We start from the raw sequence: 18,947 nt of genomic DNA, 5'->3' as shown, positions 1-18,947 counted from the left end.
CCGGGTGCCGTGGCCGACGGGCCGGCGCCCTCACGCGGCGGCCGACCCCCGGCCGCCCTCGCACAGGAAGACGGTGCCGAGGCGGCCGCCCTTCCCGGAACTGATCACTCCCTTGTCGACATCGGGTGTGCCCCGCAGGTACGCCCCGCCGTAGCCCCGGCCGGCCAGGAAGACGCCCCACGTGAGCACCGTGGGCTCGGCCGGGCCGCCGCCCGGGGCGGGGAAGTCCTCCGCCACCGGGCGGACCCGGCGTTGGAGGATGAACGGGCCGTCCACGGCGGCGCGGACGCCGGCGGCCCACTCGTCGGCGGATGCCTCCCATCCCGCCAGCACGTCCAGGCCGCTGTGCGAGCTGCTCGCCTTGAGCACCAGGTCGCTCCGGTTCGCCAGCGCGTAGCGGAGCAGGTCCACGCGCTCCCCGGCGAGCTCGACCCGCTCGTCCCGGACCAGCCGGGTCCACGGGAGCAGACCGTCGATGACGTCGAGCTCGGCCCGGTCGAACAGGGACCGGTTGCGCTCGTCGCTGAGCAGGGCCAAGGCGGCCTTGCTGCCGTAGACCTCGTTCTCGAGCGGAGTGAACAGGCCGACCAGCCCCCGCTCGGCGGCCCGGTCGAGGGGCGCGAGCAAGGCCGCGTCCCCGGCGGTGACGACGTCGTTGATGACGAACCAGCGGTGCACCAGGTCGACCCGGCGCCCGAAGACGTGGACCCCGTCCGCGCGGTACTCCAGCTGTCCCAGGTGGCAGGGCACCGCATCGATGCCGTGCGAGGCGAGCAGACCGGCCATGCGGTGCAGGTGCGGTTCGAGCGCGGCATAGTTGTCAGGCCATTCGAGCAGCGCGACGACCGGGTTCGCGGAGAGGTCGACGGCGGGGAAGGACTCCCGCCAGAGGTCCGTCAGGACCTCGATCCCGTCGGTGAAACCGAGGCCGTGCTCCCGCGCGAAGGAGGCGACGTAGGGGTCCTGGAGCAGGGCGTGATTGAGCAGGACGATGTCCCAGCCGCCCAGTGGGCTGCCGCCGTTGAGTTCGAGCAGGCGGAAGCCGTCCTCCTCGCGGTACAGGTCGGCCCGGGCGCACCGGGGAAGCTCGCGCGCCCTGCCGTCGGCCCGGAGCGCGGCGCCGATCTGCTCCGGCGGCCAGCCGAGGGCGGCGGTGAAGGAGCGCAGGTCTCCCCCGTACAGCCGCTCGGGCAGCGACAGGAGGAGGTCGTACAGCCGGCTGAGCCGGGTCCCCACGTCACGGCTCTCGCCGCGGTCGAAGAAGACGGGGCGGGTCAGGAAGGCACTCCCGTAGATGTCTCCGGCCAGGGCGGAGTCCGCGCAGGACCGTTCCGGTGCGCACCCGTCCGGCAGCCCCGTCAGGTAGTCCCGGGTCAGCCGGGCCGCGGTGGACATCACTCGACCTCGATGACGACGTCCGCGAGGACCTCTGCCGCGGCCGCGTTCACCTCGGCGGCGGTCCCGGCGTGCAGGATCACGTAGCCGACCCGCGAGTCGTTGTCCCCCGGGGCGCGCACCCGGCCGCCCGGCTGGACCGTGAGCCTGCTCTCGGCCACCGCGCCCGACTCGCCGATCCCGCTGACCGAGCGAAGGGTTCCCCCGCGCGGCGGGGTCAGGAACCGGATGCCCGCCGCGCTGTCGGCGGTGGGAGCGAGGGACGGCTCCAGGCCGAGCGCGACCTGGACGTAGATCCTCGCCTCGTCGATGCCCCGGGCCTGCCGCATCAGGGCGACCACGTGGTCACCGGGCAGCCGGGCGCCGAGCTCGATGATCCGGGTGGTGCCGTCCGGGAGCAGCTTGAGCTCGGTGTGGGCGACGCCGTTGGTGATGCCGAGGGCGTGAGCGGCCGCCACCGCGGCCCGCTGCACGGTCCGTACCGACGCCTCGTCCAGCTCCGCGGGGACCGTGTGCCCGAACTCGGCCCGCTTGGCCCCTTCCGTGGTGAACTTGTCGTACGGGAACAGTGGGGTCGCCACGCCGCGGGCCACCACGGTCTCGATGCTGAACTCGACGCCGCCGACGTACTCCTGGATGACCACGTGCGCGTCCAGCGGGACGCCGTGCGGCATCTGGAACAGGTGGGCCTGCGCCGCGGTGAAGGCCGCCGCCAGCTCGTCCTCGCCGCGGACGACCGAGACGCCCCAGGAGCCGGACTGCTCGGCGGGCTTCACGACGATCGGGTACGTCAGGCCTGCCGTCCTGACCAGGTCGTACGCCTCCTCGACCGTCCGCGCGGCCACGGTCAGCGGGGCGGGAACGCCCTGCTCGGCGAAGGCACGCGCCATGATGCGCTTGTTGCGACAGCTGAGCGCCCGCGAGGGGTCGTTGCCGGGAAGCCCCAGATCGGCGGCGAGCCGCGCGACCAGCGGGGTCAGGAACTCCCAGCAGGCCACCACGCCGTTGACGTCCTCGGCCCTGGCGAGCTCCCTGAGCTGCCGCAGTGCGCCTTCGCCGTCGGAGAAGTCCGTGAAGACGAGTTTCCCGTCCTTCCGGATCTTTTCCTTGAGCGCGGGGGAGTACCACTTCTCGTAGACGTCTTCGTGGGTGACGACGATGACTTCGACGCCCAGGTCCAGAGCGGCGTCGAAGACGTATTCGCCGGTGTTCCCCATCGCTTCGATCAATAGCAGCTTGGGCATGTGTGGTGGTCCCCCAGGGGAGTTGATGACGTGATGGATGTGCGGCCGCGACCGAGGTCATGCCAGTAGACGGCCGCCGCGAGAAGCACGACAGGGACAGAACAGATGACGATCTCCCCGTGCCGTCCGGTGGAATTCGTCGACTCCTCCGAATTTGCCCGGACTCTGAGACGGCCTGTTGTGCGAAGCGTCGGCCGGACAACGCCCGGTTAGGTTCGGCGAAACGAATCAACCCCAAGGGCTGCCGAGTTGGGACGAAAGCGCGAACACCTCAACCACCCGCACAGGAGGAATCCGGCCGTGAACGTCACCTTCATCCACGACATCGTGGACGTCCGCGCAACGGAGTGGGACGCCCTCGCGGCGGAGGCCGGCTTCTACCTCTCCCACCAGTGGCTCGCCGCCCAGCAGTACGACCCCACCGCATCGGTCGGCTACGCCCTGGTCCACGACGACGGCGCTCTGATCGCCGCGGCACCGCTGTACCTGGTCGACACCGAACCCAACGACCTGTACCGCGTCCACGAGGTCGTCCCCGGTCGCGCACCGGCCAGGACCCTGCTCGCGGGAGCCCGCCGCGGCTACCTCAACGCACCGCTCCTCCACCCCCGCCTCACCCCCGAGCGGCGGCGCGAGGCGCTGGGCCGGCTCGTGACGGCCGCCGCAACCCTCGCCGCCGCCCGGGAGGCGGAGCCGTGGTGGCTCTACGTCACCGACGCGGCGGCTGCCGAACTCGCCGAGGCCTGCGGCACCGAGCCCGTCCAGCTGAACCAGGACGCGCGCATCCCACTGCCCGGCAGTACGTTCGACGATTACGTGGCGGGGCTGCCCCACAAGCGGCGCAGTGCCGTCCGCCGGGAACGCCGGGCCTTCACCGAAGCCGGCTACGAGCTCCGCACCCTGCGGCTCTCCGAGTGCGCCGGCGACGCCGGCGCACTGGCCGCCCGGCTCCAGGAGCGCCACGGCCACCCGGCCGACCCGGCCTTCATGGCCCGGCTGCTGCACGACCAGGCCGTCGGCATGGCCGACAGCGGCATCGTCCTCGCGGCGTACGCCGAAGGACGCATGGTCGCCTTCAGCCTCTTCTACTGCCACATGGGTACCGTCTGGCTCCGCTCCACCGGATACGACTACGCACGGCTGCGGGGCGCGCACGAGTACTTCAATCTCGCCTACTACCTCCCCATCGAGTACGCCTACGCCCACGGCGCCGCCTCCCTCCACCTCGGCATGGAGTCCCTGCACGCCAAGACCCTCCGGGGTGCGGTCGCTTCACCCCTGTGGGCGATAGGAGGGCCTGCGGCCCCCGCAGGAGCCACCTGCGGGGAGCCGGCCCGCGGGGCCTGCACGCCGGCCCTCTGAGCCCGCGGACGCACGGCCCGGCGCTCCCCCCCCGGATCACGCCGTGCGGACCCTTTGGGCGAAGGGCGCCGTACGGACCAGGACGACGGCCGCGAGGACGGCGGCCAGGCCCGAGGCGCAGGTCAGGGTGAAGGCCGTCTGGTGACCGGAGCGTTCGGCGAGCTGGCCGGCGACGAGCGCCGAGATCCCCTGCCCGACGATCAGTCCGCTGCCCAGGAGCGACATGGCCTCGCCCATACGGGTCTGGGGTGCCACACGCTCGGCCAGGCCGAAGACGGCGATGAGGTGAGGGGCCACGGCCGCCCCGATGCCGGCGACGGCCGCCGCCGCGCCGAGGAAGCCGTCCACGGCCAGCAGGGGGAGCAGCAGCAGCGCCTGGGCGGCGATCGCGATGCGCAGCCTGACGGTCAGGTCCCGCTTTCCGGGGCGGAGGGTGACCGCGATCCCGGCCAGGGCGCTGGTGACCGCCATCGCGCCCCAGACGAAGCCGGCCATTCCGGGATCTCCGAGCTGCTGGGCCAGGGCGCTGACCCCGGCGTTGGCGCTGCCCCAGATCATCCCCTGGAGCAGCGCCATGACCAGGAGCACCACGAGGGGAGGGGTCAGCAGGCGTTCGGTGGTGCCCGTGCCCGGGCGGGACCGGCTACCGCCGGGCGCCGTCGGATGGACGGCGAACAGCGTGCCGAACACGACGATCAGGCTTCCGGCCAGCAGCAGTCCGGCGACCGGGTGGACCAGGGTCACCGCGAGCCCTGCGAGGGCCGGTCCCGCCATGAAGCCGATCTCGTCGATGGTGGTGTCGGCGGACAGGGCCCGGCCGGTGAGATCGGACTTGCCCGCGGTGAGGGCGATCCAGCGGGTGCGCGACAGGGGCCCGATCTGCGGAACGGTCAGCCCCACCAGCAACGCCAGTACGGCTTCCACGGCGGCCGGGACATCGGCGAGAACGGCCGCGACGAAGGCCGCGATGGCGGCGCCGTTGGCGAGGGAGGCGCTCAGGACGACGACCCGGTGTCCGAGCCGGTCCGCCATCCTGCCGATCGGGGGTCCGCCCAGGGCCTGCCCGGTCCACAGCATCCCGGCGGCGAGGCCCGCGCGGCCGATGCCGTTGAGCTCCGTGAGCATCAGCAGGGTTCCGATGGGGCAGATCGCGGCGGGCAGCCGAGCGAGGAAGGACATGGTGGGCAGGGCGGGCCCCGCTATGGAGACGAACGAGCGAAGGCTGGTGGCAGCGGACAACGGGGATTCCTTGGCGAGGGGGGTGAGTGGGGGAGGGGCGTGGGATCACGCCAGGCCGGCGGCCCTGCGGAGCTCGGGCACGCGGTTGGTGCGCTCCCAGGTGAAGTCCGGGAGTTCGCGGCCGAAGTGGCCGTAGGCGGCGGTCTGGGCGTAGATCGGGCGCAGGAGGTCGAGGTCGCGGATGATGGCGGCGGGGCGGAGGTCGAAGACGGCGGAGACGGCTTCCTGGATGCGCTCGTTGGGGAGGACGCCGGTGCCGAAGGTCTCGACGAAGAGGCCGACGGGTTCGGCCTTGCCGATGGCGTAGGCGACCTGCACTTCGCAGCGTGTGGCCAGGCCTGCGGCGACGACGTTCTTGGCGACCCAGCGCATCGCGTACGCGGCACTGCGGTCGACCTTGGAGGGGTCCTTGCCGGAGAAGGCGCCGCCGCCGTGGCGGGCCATGCCGCCGTAGGTGTCTATGATGATCTTGCGGCCGGTCAGGCCGGCGTCGCCCATCGGGCCGCCGATCTCGAAGCGGCCGGTCGGGTTCACCAGCAGCCGGTAGCCCTCGGTGTCCAGCTTGATGCCGTCCTGCGCCAGCTGCGCCAGCACGTGCTCGACCACGAACTGCCGGATGTCGGAACCCAGCATGCTCTCCAGGTCGGCGCCGGCGCCCAGGAGGAGTTCCAGTTCGTCGGCGCCGACGTGCTGGGCGGAGACGACCACCGTGTCCAGGCGCACCGCCTTGTCCCCGTCGTACTCGATGGTGACCTGCGTCTTGCCGTCCGGACGCAGGTAGGGGACGGTGCCGTCCTTGCGGACCTCCGTCAGCCGGCGGGAGAGCCGGTGCGCGAGGTGGATCGGCAGCGGCATCAGCTCGGGCGTCTCGTCGCAGGCGTAGCCGAACATCAGCCCCTGGTCGCCCGCGCCCTGCCGGTCGAGGGCGTCCTCGCCGTCGCCGCCCGACACGTCCACACCGCGGGCGATGTCGGGGGACTGCGCGCCGATGGACACCGACACGCCGCAGGAGGCGCCGTCGAAGCCCTTCTTCGACGAGTCGTAGCCGATGGCGAGGACCTTCTCGCGCGCGATCCGGGCGATCGGCGCGCACGCCCGCGTCGTCACCTCGCCCGCGATGTGGACCAGGCCGGTGGTCACCAGGGTCTCCACGGCCACCCGCGAGGCCGGGTCCTCGGCGAGGAGCGCGTCGAGGACGGCGTCGCTGATCTGGTCGGCCATCTTGTCGGGGTGCCCCTCGGTCACGGACTCCGAGGTGAACAGGCGCTTCGTCATGTGTGGCTCATCCTTTGCTGGTGGTCCGGTCGCGGACCAGGTCGGCGAGGCGGGCGAGGCCCACGTCGATGCGTTCGGGGGTCAGGACGCTGAAGGACAGCCGGATCTGGTGGGTGCCGCCGGCCCCCGCGTAGAAGTGCCGCATCGGCGTCCACAGGACACCGAACCGGGCCGCGGAGTACTCGAGCACCGCGTCGTCGGCCTCGAAGGGCAGGGTGACCACCGCGAACATGCCGCCGCCCGGCACGTTCCAGCTGACCTGCGTCCCGGGGCCCGGGAAATGCCGCCGCAGTCCGTCGAGGACGGCCCGGAGGTTGCGGGCGTAGACCTCGCTCTCGCGCCGCGTCGCGGCGGCCATGCTGCCCCCGTTCTCCAGGAGCTTGCCGCCGATGACGGCCTGCGAGACCGTCGAGGTGTTCAGCGTCAGCATGCTCTTGAGCTTCGCGAGCTGGTCCGCGAGCAGCCCTCCCTCCGCCGCCCCGGCCCCCTCGACCGGCTGGTCCGCGACGACGTATCCGACGCGCGCGCCGGGGAACGCCGTCTTGGCGAAGGAGCCGACGTAGACGACGTTGCGGTGCCGGTCGAGGGACTTGAGGGTGGGCCGGCGCTGCGCTCCCGCGTTGAAGAGGGAGTACGGATTGTCCTCGATGACGAGGACGCCTTCCGAGGCGGCGGCTTCGAGCAGCCGCTCACGGTCGGCCAGGTTCATGCTCAGACCACTGGGATTGGCGAAGTCCGGCACGACGTAGCAGGCGCGCGGACGCAGCCCGGCCGTACGGCAGGCGCGTACCCGGTCGACGAAGTCGTCGACGTCGATGCCTCCCGTGCCCTCCTTCACCGGGTGTACCGGCATGTCCATGAGCCGGGCCGCACCCAGGAATCCGACGTAGGTGGGGGCGGGGGCCAGGACGACGTCCCGCTCGTCGGTGCGCAGGGCGCGCAGCAGCAGGACCATCGCCTCCTGGCAGCCGGTGGTGACCACGATCGCGTCCGGGTCGGCCGTGATGCCCTCGTCCACGGCGAGGTTCTGGACGAGCAGGTCGGTCAGGATCCCCTTGGTGTGTCCGTACTGGAAGAGGGTGGTGCGCACCTGGGCCGGGGTCTGCCCGAGGTCCTGCGCCAGGTGGCGGGTGAACCGGGTGATGTGGGAGTGCAGCTGGCCGGGATCGTAGAAGTCCTCGTACGGACGGCCCGCGGCGAACGAGATCGCCTCGGGGTAGCGCCCGGTGATCTCGTTGAGCAGGGTCATCGAGCCGAGCACCGGGTCGGAGAGGGAGCCGTGCAGTGTGTCCAGGCGCAGCGGGTCGCTCGGTGCCTGTGGGTACGGCCGCATTTCGGGCAGGGCGGTGGCCGTCATGAGGCGGCCTCGTCCGCGGGGAGCTGGACGGGCGGGGCGGTCGGCCCGGCACCGGCCGGGGGCCCGGTCTGCGGGCCGGCCCGGTCCAGGCCGAGCACCAGGGGCACGGCGATCACGTTCAGTCCTCCCAGAACGATCCAGGGCCAGGCGGGCCCCTGGGTGAGAAGGGCGGTGAGCAGGACGGGAGCCAGGGCGTTGCCCAGGGTCCAGGAGAGCTGGAAGGCGGCCAGGTAGCGTCCGCGGATGTGCTCGGGGGCCAGGGAGACGCTCAGTTCCCCGCTGGGCGGCAGGCTGAGCATCTCGGCGGCGGTGAAGACGACCATCCCCGCCACCAGGCCTGCCGCCACCGCCCATCCGGGCACGGCGAGCAGGAGGCCGAAGACCGCGAACGCGAGGGCGTTGACCACGGCGGCGAGCGCCAGGACCCTGGCGGGCCGGTGGCGTTCGGTCCAGCTCGCGACCAGGGTCTGCGTCCCGGCGACGAGGACCATGTTGCCGACGACGCACACCCCGACGAGCCAGGCTGCGCCGCCCAGCACCTCGGTGGTGTACACGGCCAGCAGGACGGGAACCGCACTGGCGGCGAGGACGAAGGCGAGGTTCGCGAGGGTCAGCCGCAGGTAGCGGCGGTCGCGCAGGACCTGGGCGTAGCCTCCCGGTGGCCGGTCCGCCGCACCCCGCGGGGCCGGGGCCTCGGCCGGCTGCTCGGCGCCGGCCGCCTCGGCCGGCCGCCAGGTGCCGACCAGCCAGGCCGCGACGACGAAGGTCAGCGCGTTGGCCAGGACGAGCGCCCGGACACCGGTGACACTGCCCAGGGCGATCGCCACGGACGCGACGGCCGTGCCGAAGCCGGCGCCTGTGTTGCGCAGTGCTCCGATGAAGCCGAACCACCGGGCGCGGTCGCCCTGGCGGGCCGCCGCGAGCATCACCAGGGCCCGGCTGGACGTCCAGTAGATGCTGGAGCCCGCCTGGGCGACGACTTGGACCAGGACGATCTTCCAGGCGCTGTCGGCGAACAGGAACCCGGCGAAGCCGACCGCGGAGATCAGGTTGGCGACCACCACCACCTTGCGGGGGCCGAGCCGGTCGATGAGGGGGCCCGCGACGACGGGGGAGGGCAGCGCGAGGAGCTGCGCCAGGGAGAGCGCCGCACCGATGCTGCCGAGCGAGAGCGTGGTGGTCGCGCTGAAGTAGACGACGGTGAAGGCGAGGACGAGCCCGTTGCCGAGGCTGTCGAGAACGTTCGCACCGACGAAGCGTCCGTTCCCGGTCAGGTCCGGCATGCCCCAGCGGGCCAACAGGCCCCGGCCCTTCACGGCCGCCCCGTGCCGGCGTGGAAGCAGGTCCCCATCAGGGCCCCGTTCGCCTGGCTGATCACGCCGCCGTCCAGGTCTGCGGTGCCCCGGATGTACGCGCCTCCGTAGCCGTGTCCCACCAGGAAGACGCCCCAGTTCAGGACGAGGGACTCGGTGTCCCGGGTGCCGTCGCCGACGGGGAACTGCTCGGCCACGGGCCGTACCCGCCGCTGGACGATGTACGGGCCCCCCGCGAAGGAGTCCACGATCCGCTCCCACTCCCGCTGGTCCGTGGACCAGCCCGGTACCACGTCCAGGCCGCCGTGCGAGCCCGTCGCCTTGACGACCAGGTCCTCGCGGTGTGCGCGGACGTAGGGCAGGAGGTCGACGACCTCCCCCTGGACGTGGACCTTCTCGTCCCGCAGCGTCCTGCTCCACGGCAGGAAGGAGTCGATGACCTCCAGTTCCCCGTCCGTGAAGGCGTGGCGGCTGCGTTCGTCACTGAGGACGGCGAAGCACCCCTTGCTGCCGTAGACCTCCGGCTCCAGCGGGGTGAAGAGGCCGGTCTTCCCGTCCCGCGCCGCCTCGTGGATCGGCCTCAGGAGCTCGGCGTCCTGCGGGGCGACCACGTCGTCGATGACGTAGAAGCGGTGGACGGCGTCCAGTCTGCGCCCGTGTACGTACAGGCCGTCGTGGCGGGACTCGACCTGGCCCGCGTGACAGGGGACCGCCTCGATCCCGTAGGGCCTGAGCAGTTCGGCCATCACGCGCAGCCGCGGCTCCAGGAAGGTGAAGCTGGCGGGCCAGTCGACGAGACCGATCACCGGCCCGGTGCCGAGGTCCAGGCCGGGGAGCGCTTCCCCGAGCACCTTGGTCAGCATCCAGGTGGTGTCCGTCGTGTCGACGCCGTGCTCCTGGGCGAAGGAGGACACGTACGGGTCGGCGAGCAGCACGTCGTCGATCAGCGGGGTGTCGAAACCGCCCAGCGGACTGCCGACGTTGAGTTCGAGGATCCGGAAGCGTCCGCTCTCCTCCTGGTAGAGGTCGGAACGGGCGAACCGCGGCACCTCGCGCGGGATGCCGTCCTCGCCGAGCGCCGTCGCGATCTGGAGCGGTGACCAGCCCACGGCGCGGGCGAAGGCCCGTACGTCCCCGCCGTGGAGCCGGTGCGGCAGCGAGAGGAGCAGGTCGAAGAGGTCGCTGAGGCGGCTTCCCACGTCCTGGACCTGGTCGGCCTCCAGGAACACGGGGCGGCTGAGGAACCGCTCGCCCAGTGCCGTGCGCAGGAGTTCGGAGTCCGCGCAGGCCCGGGCCAGGGCGGTGCCCGGGCGGGAGCCCGCGAGGTACGCGAGGGTCAGGGCGTTGGTCATCGGCCGGGCTCCGTCTCGACGGGCACGGTGACGGCAGCGGCCCGGTGGTCCTCCGGCCCGGTTCCGGGCCGCGGGTACGGTCCGGTGCCGTCCGCGGCTGCCGGCCGCAGGGCCCCGCTCATGCGGCCACCGGGCCCCGCTCGGCGCCGGCCGGGGCGGCGGACGCCGCGGCCGGCACGGGGAAGACGTCGACGAGCAGCATGTCCCGGACGGCGAAGGGGTGGTCGGGGCCGGGCTCGATGGCCGACACACCGTGGAACACCCGCCGGTCGTCGATGATGACCGTCTCGAACGGCTCCGTCAGCAGGGTGCTGAAGATCGCCTCCCGGTTGCGGTCGTAGAGCTGGGAGCGGCCGCCCTCGACGTTGTCGCGGCGGATGAGCACCTGGGCGACGAAATGGTGTCCGTCCTCGTGGATGCCTTCCGGCGCCGGCTGTCCGGCCGCGCCCCTGGTGGCGGTGATGCGTATCTGGTGGATGCCGATGGCGGCCCGCGTGGCGTCGAAGGTGCCGGGGAGGCGCGCCACCAGGGCCCGGACCAGGGTCGCCAGCAGGGGGGAGTCCGCGATCTCGTCCTCGATCGGCTCGAACTCCCGGGCGACGCCGCCGTGCAGGGGGTTCACGTCGACGGACTGGTGGAAGGCGCCGTGGGGGGCCCGCTCCAGCCCCGTGGCCGTCAGCCGGAACTCGCTGTAGCGGCGGCGGCGGTAGTCGGCACCGTCGTGGAGGTAGGCGTCGACCGGCATGCCGTTCCAGGACTCACGCAGCAGCTTCACCTCGGCCTCGGTGTGTCCGGCGAGGGAGCCGAGCAGTTCCGCTGCGGTGATGTGGACGTACGGCTGGGACATGGTGCGGGTGACCTTTCACTTCTGAGGGAACGAGATCGTGGCGGAGCGTCAGCGGACGGCCTGTGCCTCCGGGCGGGTCAGCAACTGCTTCAGCTGTACGGCCATGTCCGCGGAGAGCACGCCGTGCTCGGCGTCCAGGGCGGTGATGGCCTCCAGGAACGCGGCCTCGGCGCCGAATTCGCAGGTGGCGATCAGCAGCCCGCCGTACTCCTTGCCGTCGACCACCAGGGTCGGCGTCACCTGGACCACGTCGAGCAGCTTCCCGGCAGCCTCGGTGAAGGCGTCGGTCACGCCGTTCACCGGGAACTCCAGGGACCAGCGGCGGCGCTCCAGGACGGGCTCGGGCTGGGGCTGCCACCGGCCGAGGAGGATCTCGGTCATGCAGAGGTAGGTGTTGCGCCCGGACGCGGCCACGCCCAGGGCGGTGGCCCCGGAGACCCGGGGATTGATCTCCAGCACGTGGTACGTGCCACCGCTGTAGATGATGTCGAGGTTGATCACGCCGGTGATCCGCAGGCCGGCGCACAGCTTCTTGAGCTTCTCCGCCACCGGCAGGAACGCCTCGTCGTCGGCGGCGCGCGGGGCGGAGGACCGCAGCTCCCAGAAGGCGAAGGTCGGCTCGCCGCCGGTCGGGCCGGTGAAGCACAGCGGCTGGACGGCGTACTCCCCGTCGGAGCCGACGAGCTCGACGGTGCACAGCTCGCCGGTGATGCACTCCTCCAGGACGAAGTTGCCCTCGTCGGGGGTGGCGAGGTACGCCTCCAGCTCCTCCCGGTCGCGGATGAAGCGCATGCCGTTGCCGGAGCTGCCCCACACGGCCTTGCTCAGCAGCGGGTAGCCGATCTCCTCGGCCTTCCAGCGGATGATGTCCGCGTAGACGGGGACGTCCGCGCCGCCGTTCTTGAGCAGGGTGCCGTCGACGAGCATGCCGCGGGGGGTCTCCAGGCCGTAGTCGGCCAGGATCTTCTTCGTCTCCCACTTGTCGGCGAGCAGGCGGCTGGGCTCCAGGCCGTTGGTGACGACGGGGATGCCGTGCGCGGCCAGCTTCTCCTTGACGACCGCGTCCCGCAGGCCCGCCTCGTCGGGGAAGGACAGGGAGACCGCGCCGTCGGCCCCCCACGCCAGGATCCGCTCGGCGATGAGGTCGGGCCGTGCGTCCTCGGGCAGCTTCTCCCAGGTTCCGCCGGGGAAGTCGCCGGGGCCGCACTCGCCGTCGGTGAAGAAGATGCGGGCCTCGATGCCCTGGGCGGTGACGGTGCGCGCCAGCTCCGGGATGTACGGTCCGGCCCGTGAGATCGGGATGGACCGGATGTAGGCGATGCGCTTGATGTCCGACTCTGTCACGGTGGTCACTCCACTTCGATCGTGAGTTTGGCGATGGCGGCGTCCGCCGCGGTGTTGACCTTCTCGGGGGTCGCCGCCGTGAGCATCACGTAGCCGACCCGGCCGTCGTTGTCGCCCGGGCCGCGGACCTCGTCGTCGGGCTCGGGGTAGACCGCGATGCGGTGGACCTGCGGGGAACGGACGACTCCGTCGATGCTGCGGAAGCGGCCCGCCCGGGGCGGGACGAAGAACCGGATGGCCGCGGCCCGTTCGGCGCGCGGCGTGAGGTCGGGCTCGATGCCCAGGGCCACCTGGATGAAGGCGCGGGCCTCGTCGATGCCGCGGGCGAGGCGGATCAGCTCGGGCACCCGGTCGCCGGGCAGCCGCGCCCCCACCTCGATGATCTTTGCGCCGCCCCCGGGCAGCAGTTTCAGCTCGGTGTGGGCGACGCCGTTGGTGATGCCCAGCGCGCGGACCGCCGCGACCGTGGTCTCGAAGAGCGTCGCGGTGTCGTCCTCGCCGAGCGCGGCCGGCACGGTCTGGCCGGTCTCGGCCCGGAACACACCGTCGGTGGTGAACTTCTGCACCACGGTGAGCGGCGAGACCCGCCCCTCGAAGACGACGCTCTCGACGCTGTACTCGACGCCGTCGACGTACTCCTGGATGAGCACGGTGGTGTCGAGGGGGAAGCCGTGCGGAGACTCGTACGGCCAGGCCTGGGCCGCGGCGAACGCGTCGGCCAGCTCGTCCTCGCCCTGGATCACCGACACGCCCCACGAGCCGGCCTGTTCGGCCGGCTTGACGACCAGGGGGTAGCGCAGACCGCCGGCCGCCAGCCGGGCGGCGGCCTGGCCGTGGTCCTGCGCGAGGATCGTGACGGGGGCCGGGACCCCGTACTCCTCGAACAGCCCGGCCATGATCCGCTTGTTGCGGCAGCCGTCCGCCCGCTCGGGGTCGTTGCCGGGCAGTCCGAGCCGGGCGGCGAGCCGGGCCGCCGTGGGGGTGAGGAACTCCCAGCAGCCCACCACCGCGTCCACGCCTTCGGTCCTGGCGTACTCGGTGAGGTCGTCCAGGGCCTTGGCGGGGTCGGAGAAGTCGGTGAAGACCACCTCGGGGATCTTCTCCCTGACGGCCGGCGCGTAGGAGTCGTAGATCTCCGGGTGGGTGGCGACCACCATCCGCACGCCGAGGTCGCGGCCCGCGTCGAGCAGGTCCTCGGCGGACCCCATGGCTTCGATCAGCAGAACCCTCTTCATGTCCGTACTCCTGTGGATCGTGCGCCGAGAGCGATGTCGTGCGGGCGCAGGGGGACGCGGGTCAGCGCGAGGCCGGTGGCGTCGCGGACGGCGGCGACGATGGCGGGGGTCGCCGAGAGGGTCGGTGCCTCTCCCGCCCCGCGTACGCCGTAGGGCGCGTGCGGGTCCGGGTGCTCCACGATGGTGAGGTTCATCCGCGGGACGTCGAGGGCCGTCGGGATCAGGTAGTCCGTGAACGAGGCGTTCTGGACCTTGCCGCCCTCGACCACGAGCTCCTCCATCAGGGCGAGCCCGAGTCCCTGCGCGGAACCGCCGTGGATCTGGCCCTCCAGGCCGCCGCGGTTGATGGTGCGGCCGACGTCCTGCACGGCGTCCAGCGCGACCACCCGCACCAGCCCCAGCTCCACGTCGACGTCGACCACGGCGCGGTGGACGCACATGATGAGCTGGACGTGGGAGTCGCCGAGACCGGTCAGCGGGTCGACGGCGCTGGTCGCCCGGTGGTGGTACTCGCGGGTGACGTCGACGGTGTCCGCGCCCAGTACGTCCAGGACGTCGGCGAGGACCCCGTCCCGGCGCGAGACGAGTTTGCCCCCGCTGACGCAGAGGTCGCCGGCCGGCCGCTCCGACAGTGCCATGCGTCGGGCGGCGAGCTGGAAGAGCTCCTCCCGCGCCGCCTCGCAGGCGGTCCTCACGGCGCCGCCGGTCATGTAGGTCTGCCGGGAGGCCGAGCTCCCGCCGGAGTCGCCGATCGAGGTGTCCGGGGGGAGCAGCACCACGCGCTCGAAGCCGAGTTCGGTGCGGGCGATCTGGGCCTCCACGGTGACCAGGCCCTGGCCGACCTCCGCGGCGGCCGTGTGGAGGTATGCGGTGGGCTCGCCGTCGGCCACGGCGAGGACGACCCGGGCGGTGGAGTAGTCGTCGTCGCCTCCGGAGAAGCAGGCGTTCTTCATCCCCGCCCCGTAGCCCACGCCGCGCACCACGCTCTCGGCGCGGGTGCTGCCGGACAGGCCTCCCGGCATGTCCCGGGGATCGGTGACCGCGGGGAGGGCCGCCGGGAGGGGCATGGCCTCGATCTCGTCGAGCAGCGAGAGGAACGGCTGCGGGGCGTCCACCGCCTGGCCGTTGGCGATCCTGGAACCCGGCCGGATCGCGTTGCGCCGGCGGATCTCCAGCGGTGTCAGGCCGACCCGGGCGGCGAGCCGGTCCATCATGGACTCGTAGGCGAAGCAGCCCTGGACGCCGCCGAAGCCGCGCATCGCCCCGCAGGGGGGGTTGTTGGTGAACACGCCGTACACGTCGACCGAGACGTGCGGGACCTCGTACGGCCCGAGACAGAGGGAGGAGCCGATGCCCACCACGCCGGGTGTCGCGGAGGTGTAGGCGCCGCCGTCGAAGACGATCCTGACGTCCGCGTACACGAGCCGGCCGTCCCGGGTGGCGCCGTACTCGTACCGCATCCTGGCGGGGTGGCGGTGGACGTGTCCCAGGAAGGACTCGTCGCGGCTGTAGGACATCTTCACCGGCAGACCGGTGGCCAGGGCCAGCAGCGCCATGTGGATCTGCACGGAGATGTCCTCGCGGCCGCCGAACGCCCCGCCGACTCCCGAGAGGGTCAGTCTGACCCGCTCTTCGGGCAGGCCCAGCACGGGGACGATCTGGCGCTTGTCGTGGTGCATCCACTGCGTCGACACGTACAGGTCGAGGCCGCCGTCCCCGTCGGGAACGGCCATCCCCGACTCCGGTCCCAGGAACGCCTGGTCCTGCATGCCGATCTCGAACTCGGCCCGCTCGACCACGAGATCGGCGCGGCGCCGGGCGGCCTCCACGTCACCGGACCGTATCGGCTGGTGGCGTACGAGGTTTCCCTGCGGGTGCACGGCAGGCTGGTCGGGATCGAAGGCCGCCAGAGCGGGATCCGTGAGCGGCTCGCGCACCTCGAAGTCCACCCGGATCAGGGCCAGCGCCCGCCGGGCGGTCTCGGGGTGGTCGGCCGCCACCAGTGCGATGGGCTCGCCCTGGTAGCGGACCTCGTCCACGGCGAGAACGGGCTGGTCGCGGCGTTCGAGGCCGTACAGCTTCCGGCCCGGCAGGTCTTCGTGGGTGAGGACCGCGGCGACGCCGGGGAGGGCGCGGGCCCTGCTGGTGTCCAGCGAGCGGATGCGCGCACTGGGGTGCGGGCTGCGCAGCGTCGCGCCCCACAGCATGTCCTCGGCGCGCAGGTCCGACGCGTACGCGAACGAGCCCTGGACCTTCTGTGCGCCGTCCGGGCGCGGGGGTGTGCCACCGATCCCGATGGCCTGGTGCAGGTCGACCGCCTCAGGGGCGCCCGATGGAGTGGTACTCAAGGAAAACCTATCCACGAAGTTGGCCGGCTCGAGCGAGCGCAGGGCCGAGTCGGCCAGGGGCGCGCCAAAGGTGCCTCGGAGCCTTCGAGGCCAGAGCTGGTGTTGGGGGGCGATCTGCCGGACGCTGCCGGTCCGCTACCGCATGGTGATCGGCTGGGTGTGGCGGACGCGTGGATGCGGCGTGCCGCGCAATGGAGTTGGCCCCGTCGAGGGGTCCGCCGTCGATGACGCCGGACGCGGCGTCCGGCACGTGGTCGCCGCCGACCGGGCGAGCGGCGATGGAGAGGTGGCGCGCGGGCCGGTCCGCCGCCACGTGGGCCGTGACGTCGTCCGCTGTGGTGCGCAGGACTCCGGCGCCCGGAGGACGTCTGCCTCGACGGGCGTCCCGGTGCTGGCGGACCCGGCCGCTTCCGGGCGGGTGGACCGTACGTTCGCGAAGGAGACGGCCGTCGCGTCGGCACCCGTGACGGCCGGTGGCGGCTTCTCTTGTCCGTCGCGGGACTGACGTCCCGTCAAATCCCCGCGGGACAGCGTTAACCGGAACTCATGCCTCATCTGAACCCCCGTTCTGGTGCATGAGTGGGTGACGCTAATAGAGGACCGCTGGAGGAATCCGTAACCCAGCCGAAACATCTCACCCACCAAGACGGTCTTGGACGATCACCCAGGTGCGTGTCGGAAACCACCCTCCGGCTTTGGAGGATACGGTCCTGTCGCTCGGCGTGGAATTACCCATCTACTTATTGGAGCGTCTGCCCGGCCTTGTTTCTGCGCTCTGAGTGAGCGAACGGCCAGGAGTTCTCGGCGGATCGCGTCGCAGCGGGGGAGCTGTACATACCAGGGGGGCAATGCACCCTCCGTTTCCTTTCATCCGGACTCGCCCTTCGGCCCCCGTCGCACCGCCTCGTAGCGGCATTCGTCGGCCCATCGGCCCGGCGGCCCCATGGGGTTGTCCACTGCTGCCCAGGTCCCGCAAACGGATTGAGGGAAATCACCATGAGTGAAATTCGCGACGAGCTCGCCCACCACATCAAGCAAGGAGTTATTCCGCCTTTCAACTACGCCTACCCCTCGCGTAGTGCCTACCGTCCTCTCAACGGCTCCTGGAACATCAAAGACATATGGGATGAAGACCTGAAACGCCACGGCGTTCCGGAACTCAACCTCTACCTGCACGTTCCGTTCTGCCGCTACAAGTGCGGCTTCTGCAACCTGTACACCGTCATCTCCGAGGACATGGACGTCTACGACGCGTACATGGACGCGCTGTGCACCCAGATCCGGGACCACGCGGAGATCATCCAGGCCCGCCGGCTGCGCACCATCTACATCGGCGGCGGAACGCCCAGCCTGCTGAGCCCGCGTCACTTCGAGCAGCTCTTCGCGACCTTCGACGAGGTCTACCCGAACTGGCGCAGCACGGTCGAGGAGGTGGCCATCGAAGCCACGCCGGACTCCATCGTGAAGGAGCCCGGCACGCTCGAGGGGCTGATCGCGATGGGTCTGACCCGCGCGAACATCGGCATCCAGTCGCTGGTGCCGGCCGAGATCCGCGAGGCCGGCCGCGGCCAGGCCAACGAGAAGGTCATCCGCGAGGCCATCGAGATCACCCGCGAGAAGCAGCTGCCCAACCTCAGCACCGACCTGATCATGGGCTTCGCCGGACAGACCCCGCAGAGCTGGCGGCACTCCGTCGACGAGCTCGTGGCGCTGGCCCCCGAGACGATCAGCACGTACTTCCTCACCGTCCGCCCGGACGCGTGGTTCTCCAAGACCGGCGCCTACCAGTACATGTGGAACCCGGACCTCTACGAGCGCTACGACTACGCGAACGCGGCCTTCCGCGAGGCCGGCTACGTGCAGGAGTCGAACGTCCGCTACAAGAAGCTCGGCCGCGGCGGCTACCAGCAGAAGGTGCTCACCTTCCACGGCGTTCCGCTGCTGGGCCTGGGCGCCGGCGCGCGCAGCTACACGAGCTCCGTGGACTACATGGTCGGCAACGTCAAGCCGAGCCTCGGGGAGGTGGCGGACTACATCAAGCAGGCCCGCAACCACGAGCTCACCCCGCAGACGGGCTTCGTCCTCGACGACGAGGAGATCATCCGCAAGCGCCTGGTCCTCGACACCTTCGACCTGGACCTGAACGAGCTGGACCGGTTCGGCTACCGGGAGAAGGCCCACCTCTTCGAGCCCGTCCTGGCCGCCGGCGAGGAGCTGGGCCTGCTGCGCCGGCTGCCCACCGACCGGATCCAGCTGACCGCGGACGGGTTCAAGTACCGCGACGTCCTGTCCTGGATGTTCTTCTCGAAGAACGTCATCGAACTCGACCGCACGTACTACGAGGGGCTGCACCAGCAGAACAAGCGCGCCCAGAAGCACATGGGCGGCGAGCCGATCCGCATCTCCGGTCTCAAGACGGCCGGCGCCTGACGGTCCCTTCCGGAAACACCGGCCCTCTCCACCGCCCCCGGCGCACCCCCTCATTCGCGCTACAGGTGCGCCGGGGCGGTGGCGGCGTGCCCGCTTCGGGCCCCCCCCCCACACCACCCCCCCGGAGATAGGGAGAGCGGCGGGGAGGGGCAGAGTGTGTTTGTGGTGGTGTTTATATAGGGGGTGGCCGGGTGATTAAAAAAGGG

Annotated in this window: 13 protein-coding genes; 2 read left to right on the top strand and 11 right to left on the bottom strand. The window is 71.5% G+C overall.

The annotated features are described in order from the left end of the window. Nucleotides 1-30: 30 nt before the first annotated feature. Nucleotides 31-1,395, bottom strand: a complete 1,365-nt coding sequence (locus tag AB0D45_RS25955; RefSeq protein WP_362463158.1) for a hypothetical protein — start codon at nt 1,393-1,395, stop codon at nt 31-33. Continuing rightward, nucleotides 1,395-2,639, bottom strand: coding sequence for an ATP-grasp domain-containing protein (locus tag AB0D45_RS25950; RefSeq protein WP_362463155.1), 1,245 nt, complete (start codon nt 2,637-2,639; stop codon nt 1,395-1,397). The genes AB0D45_RS25955 and AB0D45_RS25950 overlap by 1 nt, the downstream gene beginning before the upstream one ends. A gap of 300 nt (nt 2,640-2,939) precedes the next feature. On the opposite strand from AB0D45_RS25950, the gene AB0D45_RS25945 reads away from it, so the two are divergent. Next, nucleotides 2,940-4,001: a GNAT family N-acetyltransferase gene (locus AB0D45_RS25945; protein WP_362463152.1), complete on the top strand. Its 1,062-nt coding sequence runs from the start codon at nt 2,940-2,942 to the stop codon at nt 3,999-4,001. 36 nt (nt 4,002-4,037) lie between these two features. On the opposite strand, the gene AB0D45_RS25940 is transcribed toward AB0D45_RS25945, so the two are convergent. The 9 genes from AB0D45_RS25940 to pucD all read right to left on the bottom strand — a co-directional run bounded on the left by AB0D45_RS25940 (nt 4,038) and on the right by pucD (nt 16,311). Next, entirely contained in the window at nt 4,038-5,240 is a 1,203-nt protein-coding gene (locus AB0D45_RS25940) for an MFS transporter (protein ID WP_361608815.1), read from the bottom strand. Between the two features lie 45 nt (nt 5,241-5,285). Continuing rightward, nucleotides 5,286-6,515, bottom strand: a complete 1,230-nt coding sequence (metK, locus tag AB0D45_RS25935) for a methionine adenosyltransferase (RefSeq protein WP_362463149.1) — start codon at nt 6,513-6,515, stop codon at nt 5,286-5,288. Between the two features lie 7 nt (nt 6,516-6,522). After that, nucleotides 6,523-7,872, bottom strand: coding sequence for a PLP-dependent aminotransferase family protein (locus tag AB0D45_RS25930; RefSeq protein ID WP_362463147.1), 1,350 nt, complete (start codon nt 7,870-7,872; stop codon nt 6,523-6,525). After that, nucleotides 7,869-9,188, bottom strand: a complete 1,320-nt coding sequence (locus tag AB0D45_RS25925; RefSeq protein WP_362463144.1) for an MFS transporter — start codon at nt 9,186-9,188, stop codon at nt 7,869-7,871. Before AB0D45_RS25925 ends, AB0D45_RS25930 begins: the two co-directional genes overlap by 4 nt. Continuing rightward, entirely contained in the window at nt 9,185-10,537 is a 1,353-nt protein-coding gene (locus tag AB0D45_RS25920; protein WP_362463142.1) for a hypothetical protein, read from the bottom strand. The genes AB0D45_RS25925 and AB0D45_RS25920 overlap by 4 nt, the downstream gene beginning before the upstream one ends. Nucleotides 10,538-10,655: 118 nt before the next feature. After that, nucleotides 10,656-11,384 (bottom strand): 2OG-Fe dioxygenase family protein, encoded by a 729-nt coding sequence (locus AB0D45_RS25915; RefSeq protein WP_361602047.1) that lies wholly within the window; start codon nt 11,382-11,384, stop codon nt 10,656-10,658. Between the two features lie 48 nt (nt 11,385-11,432). Then, complete coding sequence (locus AB0D45_RS25910; protein WP_362463138.1) at nt 11,433-12,737, bottom strand: ATP-grasp domain-containing protein; 1,305 nt, start codon at nt 12,735-12,737, stop codon at nt 11,433-11,435. Next, a complete protein-coding gene (locus AB0D45_RS25905) occupies nt 12,734-13,963 on the bottom strand; it encodes an ATP-grasp domain-containing protein (protein ID WP_362463135.1) in 1,230 nt (409 codons plus the stop codon). Before AB0D45_RS25905 ends, AB0D45_RS25910 begins: the two co-directional genes overlap by 4 nt. Further along, complete coding sequence (pucD, locus tag AB0D45_RS25900) at nt 13,960-16,311, bottom strand: xanthine dehydrogenase subunit D (RefSeq protein ID WP_362463132.1); 2,352 nt, start codon at nt 16,309-16,311, stop codon at nt 13,960-13,962. The genes AB0D45_RS25905 and pucD overlap by 4 nt, the downstream gene beginning before the upstream one ends. Before the next feature lie 996 nt (nt 16,312-17,307). Between pucD and AB0D45_RS25895 the strand changes: the two genes are divergently transcribed. Continuing rightward, nucleotides 17,308-18,741 carry a radical SAM protein gene (locus AB0D45_RS25895; protein ID WP_361602059.1) on the top strand — a complete coding sequence of 478 codons (1,434 nt, stop codon included), beginning with the start codon at nt 17,308-17,310 and terminating at the stop codon, nt 18,739-18,741. The last annotated feature ends 206 nt before the right edge of the window (nt 18,742-18,947 follow it).

The organism is Streptomyces sp. NPDC048352 (genome assembly GCF_040651895.1).
GTDB lineage: Bacteria > Actinomycetota > Actinomycetes > Streptomycetales > Streptomycetaceae > Streptomyces.
The sequence above is the reverse complement of the archived record's forward strand: the minus strand, read 5'-3'. Positions and strand labels throughout refer to the sequence as shown.